We start from the raw sequence: 14,418 nt of genomic DNA, 5'->3' as shown, positions 1-14,418 counted from the left end.
GCTGTCAGGATATTACTGAGCTTCTCTCTAGCAATTAGCAATTAGCAATTAGCAATTTGCTAGTTATGCTAATGGCTGGCTAATCGCTGTCAGGATATTACTGAGCTTCTCTCTAGCAATTAGCAATTAGCAATTAGCAAGTTGCTAGTTATGCTAATGGCTGGCTAATCGCTGTCAGGATATTACTGAGCTTCTCTCTAGCAATTAGCAATTAGCAATTAGCAAGTTGCTAGTTATGCTAATGGCTGGCTAATCGCTAATGTCAGGATATTACTGAGCTTCTCTCTAGCAATTAGCAATTAGCAATTAGCAATGCCCAAGTTTATAACTACCAACTAGCGTTACTACCCTAAGATAATTGTTTCAAGCGGTATCCCAAACCGTGAACGGTTTCGATAAAATCATCGGGGGCGGCTACGGATCTAAGTTTGTGGCGTAGGCTTTTAATATGCGCCTTGACGGTTTCCTCTTCAGGCGGATTTTCACTAGACCAGAGGCTATCAATAATAACCGAACGGCTTAATACGCGGCGACCATTGCGGAGTAACAGTTCTAGCACGCTGTATTCTTTAGGGGTTAAGTGCAGCGCTTGACCGTTATATGTAACTTCGTAGGTAATCGGATCGTAGCGCAAGTGTCCCCACGATAGAGTAGGCGTTGATAGGGTAGTTCCCCGGCGCAGCAAGGCGCGGATGCGAGCGAATAATTCTGGTAGATTAAACGGCTTAACTACATAATCATCTGCTCCGGCGTCTAACCCATTGACTTTATCCGCGCTGGTGTCGCGAGCCGTTAGCATCATAATCGGTAAATGATAGCCGCGATCGCGCAGTCGCCTGCAAAGACTAATCCCATCGAGTTTGGGTAGCGAGACATCGAGCAAAATCGCGTCGTATGCGATCGCCTGCACTTGTCCCCATGCTGCTTCCCCATCCTTGACCAGATCTACCACATATAGCTGGTCACTCAAAGCTTCAGCTAGCGCCTCCGCCAAACGTATATCATCCTCAACTAGCAAAATCCGCATATAGGCCAATTTTAAACTTGTCATCCTTCGTCAGGGATTAACTACTGATTTATGATTAAATTTTATCGCCCTTAAGCAGGTCTGTATATGAAATGGCCCCTCGAAAAAAAAATTATTGCTGGCGGGTTTGGGTTGGCTATCCTTATTCTCGGTGCAGTGAATATAAATTCTTATCAAAATACCACCCAACTGTTTGAAAGACAAAAACGAGTAGAGCAAACCTACGAAGTTCTCGAAGAAATTAAAGATGTGCTGATGACGCTGCGGGATGCTGAAAGAGCGCGACGTGGCTATATTATAACGGGAAAAGAGTTTTATTTGGGAACCTACAACAAGGCTATTCAAGAAATTAACACTAAATTCAACTTGGTGCGGCACTCCACCGCCGATAATCCCAATCACCAGTATAAACTCGACCTGCTCAAACCTTTAATTGACGAAAGAGTAGCCTTGATTCAAAAATCTGTTGAGTTATATAAGCAAAATCCCTCGGACAGGGAAACTCAAATCGAACTGACAGATGAAGGTATCGCCCTCCACGATAGAATCTCGCAAGTTATTTCCGAAATGGAAGCCGAGGAAAAATTCTTATTGCAGCGTCGCACCGCTGATTCAGAAGCGAGTTTCCGAAATACAGTGCTGATGAAGATCGTTGGTTTCGGTATTAGCTTTGGCTTGCTTTTGGCAGTATACTTGCTTCTGCACCGACAAATTAGGAAACGCCAGCAAGCAGAAGAAATTTGGCGCGAAAGCGAACAACGCTATCGAAATCTATTCGAGTTTCATCCACATCCTTTATGGGTTTACGACCAAGAAACTTTAGCTTGTTTAGCGGTGAATGAAGCCGCTATTAAACATTACGGTTATTCCCAGGCTGAATTTTTAGCAATGACCATTAAGGATATTTATCTTGACTCTGATGGGCAAAAATTGACTTTTTCAGCTATAGTCGGAGTTTGGCAACATCAAAAGCGAGATGGAACCGTTATTGATGTAGAAATATCCTCCCATGAATTAGCCTTCGCGGGAAGACAAGCAAGGCTGATGTTAGCCCTTGATATTACTGAAGAAAAACAAGCACAGTCAGCGATAAAAATCAGCGAAGAAAAGTTTCGCCAAATCGCAGAAAATATCCAGGAAGTTTTTTGGATGAGCGATACTAATTTTAATCATTTATTATATGTGAATCCGGCTTATGAAAAAATTTGTGGTCGTGACTGCGAGAGTTTGTACGCAAATCCGAAGTCTTTTCTAGATGGCGTTCATCCGGAAGACAAAGCGCGGGTTATGGAAAATATTGCTGAGAATGCTACCAAAGAATATGAGATAGAATACCGAATTGTGCGACCCGATGGAGCGATTCGTTGGATATGCGATCGCTGCTTCCCCATCCAAAATTCAGCGGGAGAAGTTTATCGACGTATCGGCGTAGTACGGGACATCACAGAACGCAAGCGTGCAGAAGAAATTCGCCGCAACTTGGAAAAAGAAAGGGAACTCGGCGAACTAAAACTCCGCTTTTTCTCAATGGCTTCCCACGAATTTCGCACGCCTCTAAGCACGATTTTAATTTCCGCGCAATTACTAGAAAATAGCAGTCCAAATTGGACGCCAGAGAAAAAGCTTAAAAATCTGCACCGGATTCAATCCGCTGCTAAAACAATGACGCAGTTGTTAACCGATATTCTCACCCTAACGAGAGCCGAATCTGGAAAATTAGAGTTTAAACCAGAGCGTCTGGATTTGGATAAATTCTGTAGGGATTTAGTCGAAGAAGTTGAGTTGAGTTCTCGCGCGCAACAAAACATCTTTTTTATCAGTCACTGTCCCGGTAAAAATGGTTACCTGGATGAAAAACTACTGCGGTCAATTCTCAGCAACTTGCTTTCAAATGCCGTTAAATACTCCCGCGAGGATAGCCATATTTATTTTACCCTCGATTGCGAATCGGACAAGGTAATTTTTGAGTTCCAAGACCAAGGAATCGGAATTCCAAGCGAAGACCAAGAAAACTTATTTGAATCATTCCACCGGGGTCAAAATGTCGGCGATGTTCCGGGGACGGGGTTGGGTTTAGCAGTTGTCAAAAAGTGCGTAGATTTACACGGCGGTAGCATTACAGTACAAAGTAAAGTTGGGGTTGGCACTACATTTACAGTTACCTTACCGTTTAAAAATTGTCCCGTGTTAACTGGCGTCATTTAAAAACATCAAAAGCTCCCCAAGAGACCCCCCTCTTCCCTTAAAAAGGGGGATGTGAGGGGGATCGCTTTTTTTATCCGGGGGGTTTGGGGGGATCGATTTGATAACAAGCAACTTATAAAAACATCAAAAGCCCCCCTGATCAAGGGGGGTTTGGGGGGATCGATTTGATAACAAGCAACTTATAAAAACATCAAAAGCCCCCCTGATCAAGGGGGGTTTGGGGGGATCGGTTTTATCAATAGCAACTTGCGCTTTTAAAGCAAAGATTGTAAGCGCTGAATTAGATCCGCTGTTTGCATCACACCTTCAATCCTATCCACGGCTTCACCGTTTTTAAACAGTACCAGCGTTGGCAAAGCATAGATGCGATGATCGACGGCTAGCTGTTCGTATTTATCGGTGTCTATTTTCACAATTTTTAACTTTCCTGACATTTGGGCACTGACTTGTTCTAGAATCTTAGCCATCATCTGACAAGGGCCGCACCAGGTTGCATAAAAGTCTACCAAGACAGGCAAGTCAGAGCTAGCGAGCATTTCTTCAAAGCTGTTGAACTCTTGTTTAGTTGCCATAACACAAAATTGATTCTCGACTATAGCTCGATTCTAATTGTTGGAAAAATTTATTTCTGTTCCTCTGGGTACGGATCGCACTAAGATATTTAGCGCGGTTATTCTACTCGCTTTTTCTCCCAGACTTTTCCAGAGGATTTTTGCATGGAATTATTGCCAGAAAGTCAACAGCGGTTGCGGGGACAGGTAGCTTTGGTTACAGGGGCTTCGCGGGGAATTGGTCGCGCGATCGCCTTCTCCCTCGCTTCCGAAGGCGCAGCCGTCGTCGTCAACTACGCCAGTTCCAGTACCGCCGCTGATGCTGTAGTAGCGGAAATTACAGAGGCTGGAGGGAATGCGTACGCGCTACAAGCCGATGTCTCCAAAGCCGACCAGGTAGACACCCTGATCAACGCCACAATGGAAAAATTCAACCGCCTTGACATCCTGGTGAACAACGCAGGTATCACCCGCGACAACCTATTGCTGCGTATGAAGCCAGAAGATTGGCAAGCGGTGATTGACCTCAACCTCACGGGTGTCTTTTTATGCACTCGCGCCGCCAGCAAAATCATGCTCAAGCAAAAATCCGGGCGCATAATCAACATTACTTCGGTTTCCGGATTGATGGGTAACCCCGGTCAAGCTAACTACAGCGCCGCCAAAGCAGGCGTAATCGGATTTACCAAAAGCGTCGCCAAAGAACTCGCCACCAGGGGTATCACCGCCAATGCTGTCGCCCCAGGTTTTATCGTCACCGACATGACCAGCGGGGTCAAAGCCGAAGAAATCCTTAAATTTATTCCTCTGGGACGCTTCGGTCAACCAGAGGAAATTGCCGGGATGGTAAGGTTTCTCGCCGCCGATGCAGCTGCTGCTTATATTACCGGGCAAGTATTCAACGTCGATGGCGGCATGGTAATGGCTTGAAAATCTTTTGGTAATCGGTAATAGGTAATGGAAAACAAAACCAATTACCAATTATCCATTACCCATTACCCATTAATTACCAAATAATCGATGTAGACATCAATCGGAGAACCCCAATCTACCGTCAACCGAACATCGACAAAGCCATCTTGCGGATCTACATTCTGGACGGTGTAAGGTGCAGCGCCCATATGGCCTTCGGTTGCTTCTACAAAAACATGGGAAGTCTTTTTGATGATGCTCCAATTCAATCGACGAACTTGCGTGCCTTTAAACTTACCAAAGTAGGCGCGGTAGACGTACATATTATTAGGGTTGATGTACTTCGGCGCGGCTGCTGCTGTTTCCGGTACGGTGATAGTTGTTAATTCGGGCGCTGTTTCTTGAGTTTGCATAATATACCTATTCCTTTGAGGAACGAGTTAGTCAAAATTTAGCTGATTGGAGGTAAATCCGTTGGTTTTACATCAGCCAAGGGGTAGATTTTTGCTGGCATTTTCTGGTTGTTTAATGCTGGATATGTCGAAATATTTTCTGGTTCAACTTATCGAGCTAACACCAGCTAAATTTCTTGGTAATTTAGTTATAACTAATAATTACAATTACGTACAGTCGCTGATTAGAGTGACACTTAAATGTGGTAGCTTATTTGAGCTACATAGTAAATAGGTAATAGGTAATAGGTAATTGGTAATTGGTAATTGGATTAAAAACAGGACTTACGCGCGACGCTCTTAGAAACCGGGTTTCTTGCTGCGATATTGAATTTCCAAACCGACGATTTTTCAGAGAAACCCGGTTTGTTTGCGTAAGTCCTGGCTAAATCAAATTTAAAACTGCTAGCCAGTTGCAAAAGGCAGCACCCTGCCCTGGTTCTCCCTGGCTTAATCATCCCGTTTTCCTTCTCGTGCGGCAAATTTCCTCCTCCCCGCGGAGCGAGCGTCACCGCGTCACCGCGTCCTCTTCCCCCTTTCCCCAAAGATTAGCACTCAGGCAGCGAGAGTGCTAAATTAACTAATGGAAGCAAGTTAGAAGTCACGTATGGCAAAAATTGTTGCGTTTGATGAAGAATCGCGGCGGGCATTGGAGAGGGGCATCAACGCCCTGGCAGACGCCGTCCGCATTACTTTGGGGCCAAAAGGTCGGAATGTGGTGCTGGAGATGAAATATGGCGCCCCCCAAATCGTCAACGATGGTATCACCATTGCCAGACAAATTGAATTAGAAGATCCTTTAGAAAATACGGGTGCGCAGCTAGTGCGGGAAGTGGCATCCAAGACGAAAGACAATGCTGGGGATGGCACGACGACGGCGACGATCCTGGCGCAAGCGATGATTCGCGAAGGATTGAAGAACGTAGCGGCGGGTGCGAACCCGGTGGCGCTGCGCCACGGGATTGATAAAACCGTTGCAGCGTTGGTTAAAGAAATCGAAGCGGTAGCGAAACCAGTGGAAGGGGGAGCGATCGCGCAAGTAGCCACGGTTTCTTCTGGTAACGACGAAGAAGTCGGTGCGATGATTGCCGCAGCAATGGACAAAGTCACCAAAGACGGCGTGATTACCGTTGAAGAGTCCAAGTCCCTCACCACCGAACTCGAAGTCGTCGAGGGGATGCAAATAGATCGCGGCTATCTTTCCCCCTACTTCGTCACCAACAACGATCGCATGACGGTGGAATACGAAGATGTCCGCCTGCTAATTACAGATAAAAAAATTAGCGCCATCCAGGATTTAATCCCGGTTCTGGAAAAAGTCGCCCGATACGGCAAACCTTTGTTCATTATTGCCGAAGATATCGATGGGGAAGCCCTAGCGACGCTGGTAGTAAATAAAGCCAGAGGCGTTTTAAGCGTCGCGGCGATTAAAGCACCCAGTTTTGGCGATCGCCGCAAAGCGATGTTGCAAGATATCGCCGTCCTCACAGGCGGACAGCTAATTTCGGAAGAAGTCGGGTTAAGCTTGGATACCGCCACCCTGGAAATGCTGGGAGTTGCTCGCAAAGTCACGATAGATAAAGAAAGCACGATCATCGTCGCCGATGAGGGTGCAAAAGAAGACGTGCAAAAGCGGATCGCTCAAATTCGCAAGCAACTAGCAGAAACCGACTCGGAATACGATAAAGAAAAGCTCGCCGAACGAATTGCCAAACTCGCAGGCGGCGTTGCCGTAATTAAAGTCGGTGCGGCGACGGAAACCGAACTCAAAGACCGCAAATTGCGAATTGAAGACGCCCTCAACGCTACCAAAGCAGCGGTAGATGAAGGCATTGTTCCCGGCGGCGGCGTCACCTTGATTCACCTGACCAAGAAAATCGACGAGATTAAGAATACCCTGGACGACGAAGAAAAACTCGGTGCCGATATCGTCGCGCGCAGTCTCGACGCACCCCTGCGCCAAATTGCCGATAATGCCGGTGCCGAAGGTTCCGTGGTCGTCGAACGAGTGCGGGAAACCGAGTTCAACGTAGGCTACAACGCCCTCACAGGCACATTTGAAGACATGATTGTCGCCGGTATCATCGACCCCGCCAAAGTCGTGCGATTCGCATTGCAAAACGCTGCATCCATCGCCTCGATGGTATTAACCACCGAAGCGCTAGTCGTGGAAAAACCCCAGAAGAAACCCGCTGGCGGCGCCCCCGACATGGGCGGCATGGGCGGCATGGGCGGCATGGGCGGCATGGGCGGCATGATGTAATATCGTGTCCGTTTGAGTACCCAGAGTTAGGACTGACGCGGCGACGCGGCGACGCGGCGACGCGGGGAGTTTCTCGCTCTCGTTCCCAGGTTCTACCTGGGAATGCAGTCAGGGAGGCTCCCGCCTCCCCCTAAAAAGAGGCTCCCGCCTCCCCCTCGACGAAATAGCTTAATCGAGACATTTTTGGGAATAATAATGAAAGTAGCTTGTCTATCTAGACAAGCTGCTTTTTTATTAACACATATCTTGCTATCTAAAAATTCAACTTTGAGGTCTAACAATGCTTGTATTTTTTATTCACGGCGTAGCGACGCGGACTGTCCAATATGCCGATGATTTGAAAGTATTACTCAGAGAAGAATTTACCACTAGAGGCGAACCCATCCCGCAGTTTCACTCAAGCTTTTGGGGTGATGTTTTAAGCGATGTAGGCAAAATATGGAACGGGATTAATCAAGATTTACAGACACTCAAGACTGAAGATCCAAGCGTTGACATTGAAGAAATTTTTCGGGATCAACAATTCAGACAAGGTTTGCTCTCTGAATTTGTTGGAGATGCTTTTACCTATCTTAACCCGGAACGGGGAGCCAAAATCCGAGAACTTATCGCCGATCACCTCTATGATTTCATCAGGCTGAACCCTGAAGCATCCGATATCCATATTGTGGCTCATTCACTGGGTAGCGTTATCTTGTGGGATATTTTGTTTTCTGAAAGGTTTAACTCTAACGATCCGGCTTATAAAATCCGGCAAATCATCAAAGGCTTGAGCCATTCCAGCGAAACAAGAAAAGTAGTATTGAGGAGTATTACTACCATAGGTTCTCCCATCTTATTTTTTAATACTATGTTAGGCGTTACTCCTGAAATGCTTAAAACCTTTTTCAATAAATATCAACAGCAACCCCTCAGATGGATTAATATCATCCACGCTTCCGATATCATTGCTTATCCTCTGCGCTCAAGCTTTAATATTGATTCATCGTGTAACTTCTTTTTTAAAGACATTTATCTTGAAAATGATGCTAATAAAGCGGAAAAAACTGTGCGAAACTTTACTAAATATACAGAAAAATTTATCCAGGCTGTTGGTCAATTAAATGCAGCAATACCAGCGGCAATATCTCAGACGCCAATTATTGCCGGAGCGGGTGATGCTCATATAGGTTACTGGAACTGTCCTAAAACTGCCGAATTAATTGCATCTAATATTTTGGGAAACTCTCATCAATCATCAGCCAACAGCAGTCTTTTAGATCTGGTAATTACTCGCTTGCAAAAGGTTCGCGGTATAACAAAAGATGCGATGCAATTAAGTCGCCGTACTTTGATGGATGAAACTTTGGTTGAATTAAAGTTAAAAGATGGAAGCGGTATGCTACGCTTCTGCGTAAACCCCCTTAAAATATATCACGTTTATGTTTTTGACAGCAAAGGTGTTTGTAAATATGTAGCATATGTAGGTTGGATGGATGCCGAGCAACTTAAGCAAGAAATAGAATTGCTCAAAAATAAATATTTGGATTAGAAATTAGTTAAAGATGTAGTAAAAACGACAAAACGAGGTAGATTAGCATGATGGAAAGAAGATTGGCAGCTTCCGAGTTAGCTCTAGAACCCGAACAAGTAGAAGAGGAAGAAGAGTCAGCCGCTGAGGACTTTGTTGAGTACTACGACGAACCGGGGACGATACCGGGGACGCTAGACCTTGAGGAAGATGCCTTACCTCCGACAATTGTGTTAATTGACTACAACGAAACCAAAGCCAGCCGAGTTGTACTTGATTCGCCAGCAGCTTGCGCCCCCTACCTAGACAGCGAGTCGGTTTCTTGGGTGGATGTCATGGGGTTAGGAAACGAAAGCACTTGGCGGCGAATGGAGAAAGTGTTTGATTTACATCCCCTGGTTTTGGAAGATGTGGTCAACGTACCTCAGCGACCTAAAGTAGAAGATCATGAAGATCAACTGGTGATTATTGCGCGGATGGTCATCCCCAAAGAGAAGGGAATTGGCTTCCACAGCGAGCAAGTTAGTTTTGTATTGGGGAAACATTATTTGCTCACGGTGCAGGAAGAACCAGAGCAAGATTGCTTTCAACCCGTGCGCGATCGCATTCGTCACGACAAAGGCATTATCCGCAAGCGAGGTGCAGATTATCTAGCCTACAGCTTGATAGATTCTATCATCGATGGTTATTTCCCCGTCCTGGAAGCCTACGGCGAACAAATTGATCAGCTAGAAGATGAAGTGGTCACCCAACCCACGCGGCGCACTTTAGAAAAAATTTATCAAATTCGCCGAGAATTGCTAGCGCTGCGCCGCGCTATTTGGCCCCAGCGAGATGCGCTCAATTCCTTGATCCGCGATGGCAGCGATTTAATCAGTCCTGATGTGCGAATTTACCTGCGAGACTGCTACGATCACGCCGTTCAAGTGATGGATATTGTCGAGACTTATCGGGAACTCAGTTCGGGTTTGATGGATGTCTACTTATCCTCGATTAGCAACAAAATGAACGAAATTATGAAGTTGCTAACCGTGATTTCGTCTATTTTTATCCCGCTGACGTTTATTGCCGGGGTGTACGGAATGAACTTTAATACGGAAAAATCTCCCTGGAATATGCCAGAACTAAACTGGTATTGGGGATATCCCCTTTGTTGGGCAACGATGATAGCGACGGCTGCTGGTTTAGTTGTCTTTTTCTGGCGACGCGGCTGGTTTGAGAATTATTCTACGCTCAAGGACGATTAACCGCTTCGATAACGACTAAACTAGATCCCAGAGAGCAGGCGCAGGTGGTTGCGGACTGGCTCTTAGCCAGTCTGAGGAAAGTCCGGGCTCCCGAAAGACCAAACTTGCTGGGTAACGCCCAGTGCGAGCGATCGCGAGGATAGTGCCACAGAAACATACCGCCGGGAATAGCTAATGGCTAATGGGTAATAGAGAATCGGCAAAAAACACCAATTACCAATTACCAATTATCAATTACCCATTCCCGGTAAGGGTGCAAAGGTGCGGTAAGAGCGCACCAGCAGCGTCGAGAGGCGCTGGCTCGGTAAACCCCGGTTGGGAGCAAGGTCGGAGGAACAATGGTTGGTCTTTTCCCAGTTCCGTTGTAGGGGCTTGCCCCTAAGAACCGCAAGAGGCGTCTGGTAACAGGCGTCCCAGATAGATAACCGCCCTTTTTGGCTGCACCGCAACCAAAGAGAACAGAACCCGGCTTATGTCCTACTCTCTTTTTTTTAGAGGAATTACGCAAAGAAACCGGGTTTCTGCGCCAAATCCCAGAGCTAGGCAGAAACTCGGTTTCTCGCAAAGAAACCGGGTTTCTTGGCAAAATCGGAGATCTAGGCAGAAACCCGGTTTCTAGGAGTTTAATTTTGTCCAAATTAATTATTGTTATTATTCTTTGCACAAATTAACTTGTTATAACAATCTTGTGTCCGTATTTTTCAGGAAATAAATCTATAATTTGTCAAAAAAATTACAGCGATCGAGGGGAATAAATCTTCAAGCTCAACTGAAAGCGCTAGGGGTGAAATCAAACGGGTTGGCTAATCCCAACCTTGGCGCTCGCAATCAACTCAAAATTTAGCAACCAAGCGAAAAAGCACAAGCTCAATCCAGGCGAAGGGTTTCACCACTCGTACCGGCTTGGTTGTTAAAACGAGAAAATACCTAAGACCTGCTACCCTAAAGCTAGACGTGCAAGCCTCGGTTCTAGCTTGGCAGAAACCTCAAGGATAAAATTAATCAGGGTGACATAATTGTGGAAATATCTTTGTTTGGTTCAATTGCTAGCCAGTATGAAAATTGGCGCAGCGTTCGCACCATCACCACTGCGAACGCGATGAGTAATTTGCTGATTGAGCAAGTACTCAACCACCAACTCGCCGTCGATCTTTTTGTTGGCTTAGAGCGGTTCTCCGAGTTTGTCGCTCAAAAAGAAAAATATACCCGCTTAGGGGCAACGTGCAAGCAAGTTTTAGCATTTGGCGTCCCCGACATTGGGGCACCCTTAATTAAAGGGATAAATTTTATACCAATAGAACCGGGGTCGGTGCTAGAAAGAGAACGATTTGTAGTAGTAAATTCACCCGATTTTTGGGCAGGGATGGTAGCAACTTCCGTCGAAACCAGCAACGGATTGCCTAGGGAACAGAACTTTGACGGCGGGTGGTTCTACAATCGACAAATGGTCGAGCGAGTCTCGCTGTTGGTTTCGCAAATCGCAGGTCGGGAGTATCAGCCAGTACAAACGCGGAACTACATGCAGCAAAACGCACATATTGCGGAATTGAACAAACGCCTGTTAGAGCAATTGGAAGCAGCAGAAATAGAAAGCCACCGACGTTTGATGCAGCTTTCAACGTTGCACGAATTTTCTGCCATCCTGTTACAGCATCAGCCGTTGCCTTGTATATTGCAAGACGCGGTGCGGATTTTATCGACGATATTCGGCGCCAGTAACGCCGCGATTGCTCTCAATCTGCAAGGCGATAAGTTCATGATTTTTTGCTTGGATGGTAAGCTCAGTACCGGCAAGCAGCGCCTATCATCTTTGGGAGTTGGAGCTAGCGGTCAAGCTCTCAATCAAAGTAAATTAATCTCAATTGCCAATGTGGTGCAAACTGGTCAAAAAGAAGTCCTGATGCCGGAAGCGGTGAGCCTTGTATCAGCACCGATTCAAGGGCGTCGCCGCGTTTATGGCGTCGTCACCGTAGGTAGCAAAACGCCTGACGCATGGAATTCTGAAGACGGTAAAACAGTGATGGCGATTGCAACTGGGCTAGCAGTTATCATCGAGCAAAAGGCTCAAGTCAGCGGCGACATAGTTTTGCAAATGCGTCGCGCCAGACAACTGGAACAAATGCTAACCAAGTTACGCCAGCCAATGGCAAGGTTGCTGTACTTGCAGCAAAAATTACACGACCAAACCCATATGTTACCGATGCAACAAGAACTGATGGCAGAGGTCGAGGGGCTGTACACTGAAGTAACCAAAACAATTTGGGAACCCAAAGATCCGCCTGACTTCAATGAATCTCCGATATCCCCGCCGCCAAAACCAACTGGAAGTCTTAGTTCAAAAACTCGGACTTCCTGAAACAGCAAAAGTAAAGTGGCAACTTTTGGACTTGGCGCTGACTCATCCTACATTCTCCCCCGAAGCAAACTACGAACAACTGGAATTTGTGGGAGATGCAGTCGTGCGGTTGGCTGCTTCACAATTTTTATGGGAAACTTATCCTAACTCTTCGGTAGGGGAGTTTTCCGAAATCAGGGCGAATTTGGTCAGCGATCGCACGCTGTCACAAATTGCAGAAAGTTACGGCTTAGAGCGATACCTACTAATGGATAAAAGTGCCGCCTTTGACACCGCCGGACGGGAATCGCGCTTAGCAGACGCCTTAGAAGCCGTCTTGGGGGCGTTTTTCCTCAGCACCCACACCTTAGAATTAGTCCGTCCCTGGTTAGATACTCACTTCCAGCAATTAGCCGCACAAATTCGCACCGATCCAGCTTTGCAGAACTATAAAGCCGCGCTTCAGGAATTTACCCAAAGCGCTTACAAAGTTTTGCCAGAATATGAAGTGACAGAATTAAAGCCGATGCGGGGGAGTTCCATCATGTTCGCAGCCGTTGTTAAAATCTTGGGAAAACCCTGGGGAGAAGGAACAGGAGGATCGAAAAAAGCTGCCGAACAAGCCGCCGCTAAACAAGCTTTTGAACAAGTAAAGCTAATGGCTAATGGCTAATAGCTAATGGCTAATGGCTAATGGGTAATGGCTAATGGCTAATGGCTAGCCGTTACAATTAGCAATTAGCCATTAACAATGAGCAATTAGCTATTACAATTAGCAATTAACAATTAGCAATTAGCAATTAGCAATTAGCAATTAGCAATGACCATAAAAATCGCTGTATTGGGGGCTGGACGTTGGGGAGTACACTTAGTGCGAAACTTTTTGGCACATCCCCAAGCAACTTTAGTAGCCGTGGTAGACTCAAACGAGAATCGGTTAGCAGATTTGCGTGGGCGCTTTGAGTTAAACGATACCGTAGTTCTGACAACCGACTGGGGAACGGTGCGACAATTACCCGGACTCGATGCGGTAGCGATCGCCACTCCAGCTTCCACCCACTACGGTTTAATCGCCGACGCCCTGGGGCAAGGTTACCACGTTTTCACCGAAAAACCTTTAACCCTCGACCCCGCCGAATGCATCGAACTGTGTCGATTAGCCGAAAAACAGCAGCGTCAACTCTTCGTTGACCACACCTATTTATTCAATCCAGCTGTAGAGCGAGGCAAAACTGTTCTGGAAACGGGTATATTAGGAGACTTGCGCTATGGCTACGCCACCCGGACTAACTTAGGTCCCGTGCGTTACGATGTTGACGCTTTGTGGGATTTAGCGATTCACGATATCGCCATTTTCAACACTTGGCTGGGTGAAATTCCGATGCAAGTGCAAGCTACAGGTAGAGTTTGGCTGCAAGAAAATAAAAACAATCCTCCCATGCAAAATTTACACGATTTAGTCTGGGTCACCCTCACTTACAAAAGCGGCTTTCAAGCTACGATTCACCTATGTTGGCTCAACCCCGATAAACAGCGGCGTCTCGCAGTGGTAGGGAGCAACGGCACTTTAATTTTTGACGAAATGTCTGGCGATGCGCCTTTAACAATTCAGCACGGAAATTTTGAAATTAGAGGCGACCAATTTATGCCAATTAATCAACGCAGCGAAGTGTTAAACCTCGAACCAACAGAACCCCTCAAACAAGTTTGCGCTCGCTTCCTCTCGAGTGTGATTCACAACAAACCTGACTCGATTTCCTCTGGTTGGATCGGTACTCAACTCGTTCAAATTCTCACCGCTTTAACCGCATCCCTCAATCAAGAAGGCATCCCGGTTAAAGTCAATAACATACAATAAACTTATCAATAAAATCAATTCAAGGGCAGGCAGAATGCCCACCCCACAAGAGTTTTTG

At 46.2% G+C, this 14,418-nt stretch carries 11 protein-coding genes and 1 other RNA gene; 9 read left to right on the top strand and 3 right to left on the bottom strand.

The features are described 5' to 3' along the window. Window positions 1-349 precede the first annotated feature (349 nt). A complete protein-coding gene (locus tag MiSe_RS15795; protein WP_226581319.1) occupies window positions 350-1,027 on the bottom strand; it encodes a response regulator transcription factor in 678 nt (225 codons plus the stop codon). Window positions 1,028-1,114: 87 nt separating this feature from the next. Between MiSe_RS15795 and MiSe_RS15790 the strand changes: the two genes are divergently transcribed. Next, the gene (locus tag MiSe_RS15790) at window positions 1,115-3,232 is read left to right on the top strand and encodes a PAS domain S-box protein (RefSeq protein ID WP_226581315.1); all 2,118 of its coding nucleotides are present in this window, start codon (window positions 1,115-1,117) and stop codon (window positions 3,230-3,232) included. Window positions 3,233-3,486: 254 nt separating this feature from the next. Here MiSe_RS15790 and trxA read toward each other — a convergent pair whose 3' ends face one another. Further along, entirely contained in the window at window positions 3,487-3,804 is a 318-nt protein-coding gene (gene trxA / locus MiSe_RS15785) for a thioredoxin (RefSeq protein WP_226581312.1), read from the bottom strand. Between the two features lie 144 nt (window positions 3,805-3,948). On the opposite strand from trxA, the gene fabG reads away from it, so the two are divergent. After that, a complete protein-coding gene (fabG, locus tag MiSe_RS15780; protein ID WP_226581310.1) occupies window positions 3,949-4,713 on the top strand; it encodes a 3-oxoacyl-[acyl-carrier-protein] reductase in 765 nt (254 codons plus the stop codon). A 65-nt stretch (window positions 4,714-4,778) separates the two neighbouring features. Here the strand turns inward: fabG and MiSe_RS15775 are convergent, their stop codons facing one another. Continuing rightward, window positions 4,779-5,108, bottom strand: coding sequence for a hypothetical protein (locus MiSe_RS15775; RefSeq protein WP_226581308.1), 330 nt, complete (start codon window positions 5,106-5,108; stop codon window positions 4,779-4,781). Window positions 5,109-5,754: 646 nt separating this feature from the next. Between MiSe_RS15775 and groL the strand changes: the two genes are divergently transcribed. From groL to MiSe_RS15740, 7 genes are all read left to right on the top strand, one after another. After that, a complete protein-coding gene (gene groL, locus MiSe_RS15770; protein WP_226581306.1) occupies window positions 5,755-7,410 on the top strand; it encodes a chaperonin GroEL in 1,656 nt (551 codons plus the stop codon). Window positions 7,411-7,747: 337 nt separating this feature from the next. Beyond that, entirely contained in the window at window positions 7,748-8,941 is a 1,194-nt protein-coding gene (locus tag MiSe_RS15765; RefSeq protein ID WP_226581304.1) for a hypothetical protein, read from the top strand. Window positions 8,942-8,988: 47 nt separating this feature from the next. After that, window positions 8,989-10,167 carry a magnesium/cobalt transporter CorA gene (corA, locus tag MiSe_RS15760; protein ID WP_226581303.1) on the top strand — a complete coding sequence of 393 codons (1,179 nt, stop codon included), beginning with the start codon at window positions 8,989-8,991 and terminating at the stop codon, window positions 10,165-10,167. Between the two features lie 31 nt (window positions 10,168-10,198). Beyond that, window positions 10,199-10,655: RNase P RNA component class A (rnpB, locus tag MiSe_RS15755), an RNA gene on the top strand. 530 nt (window positions 10,656-11,185) lie between these two features. Further along, window positions 11,186-12,523 (top strand): GAF domain-containing protein, encoded by a 1,338-nt coding sequence (locus MiSe_RS15750; protein WP_226581301.1) that lies wholly within the window; start codon window positions 11,186-11,188, stop codon window positions 12,521-12,523. Continuing rightward, window positions 12,456-13,175, top strand: coding sequence for a ribonuclease III (gene rnc, locus MiSe_RS15745; RefSeq protein WP_226581299.1), 720 nt, complete (start codon window positions 12,456-12,458; stop codon window positions 13,173-13,175). Before MiSe_RS15750 ends, rnc begins: the two co-directional genes overlap by 68 nt. 147 nt (window positions 13,176-13,322) lie before the next feature. Then, a complete protein-coding gene (locus MiSe_RS15740; protein WP_226581284.1) occupies window positions 13,323-14,360 on the top strand; it encodes a Gfo/Idh/MocA family protein in 1,038 nt (345 codons plus the stop codon). The last annotated feature ends 58 nt before the right edge of the window (window positions 14,361-14,418 follow it).

The sequence above is a fragment of the Microseira wollei NIES-4236 genome (assembly GCF_020521235.1).
GTDB lineage: Bacteria > Cyanobacteriota > Cyanobacteriia > Cyanobacteriales > Aerosakkonemataceae > Microseira > Microseira wollei.
The sequence above is the reverse complement of the archived record's forward strand: the minus strand, read 5'-3'. Positions and strand labels throughout refer to the sequence as shown.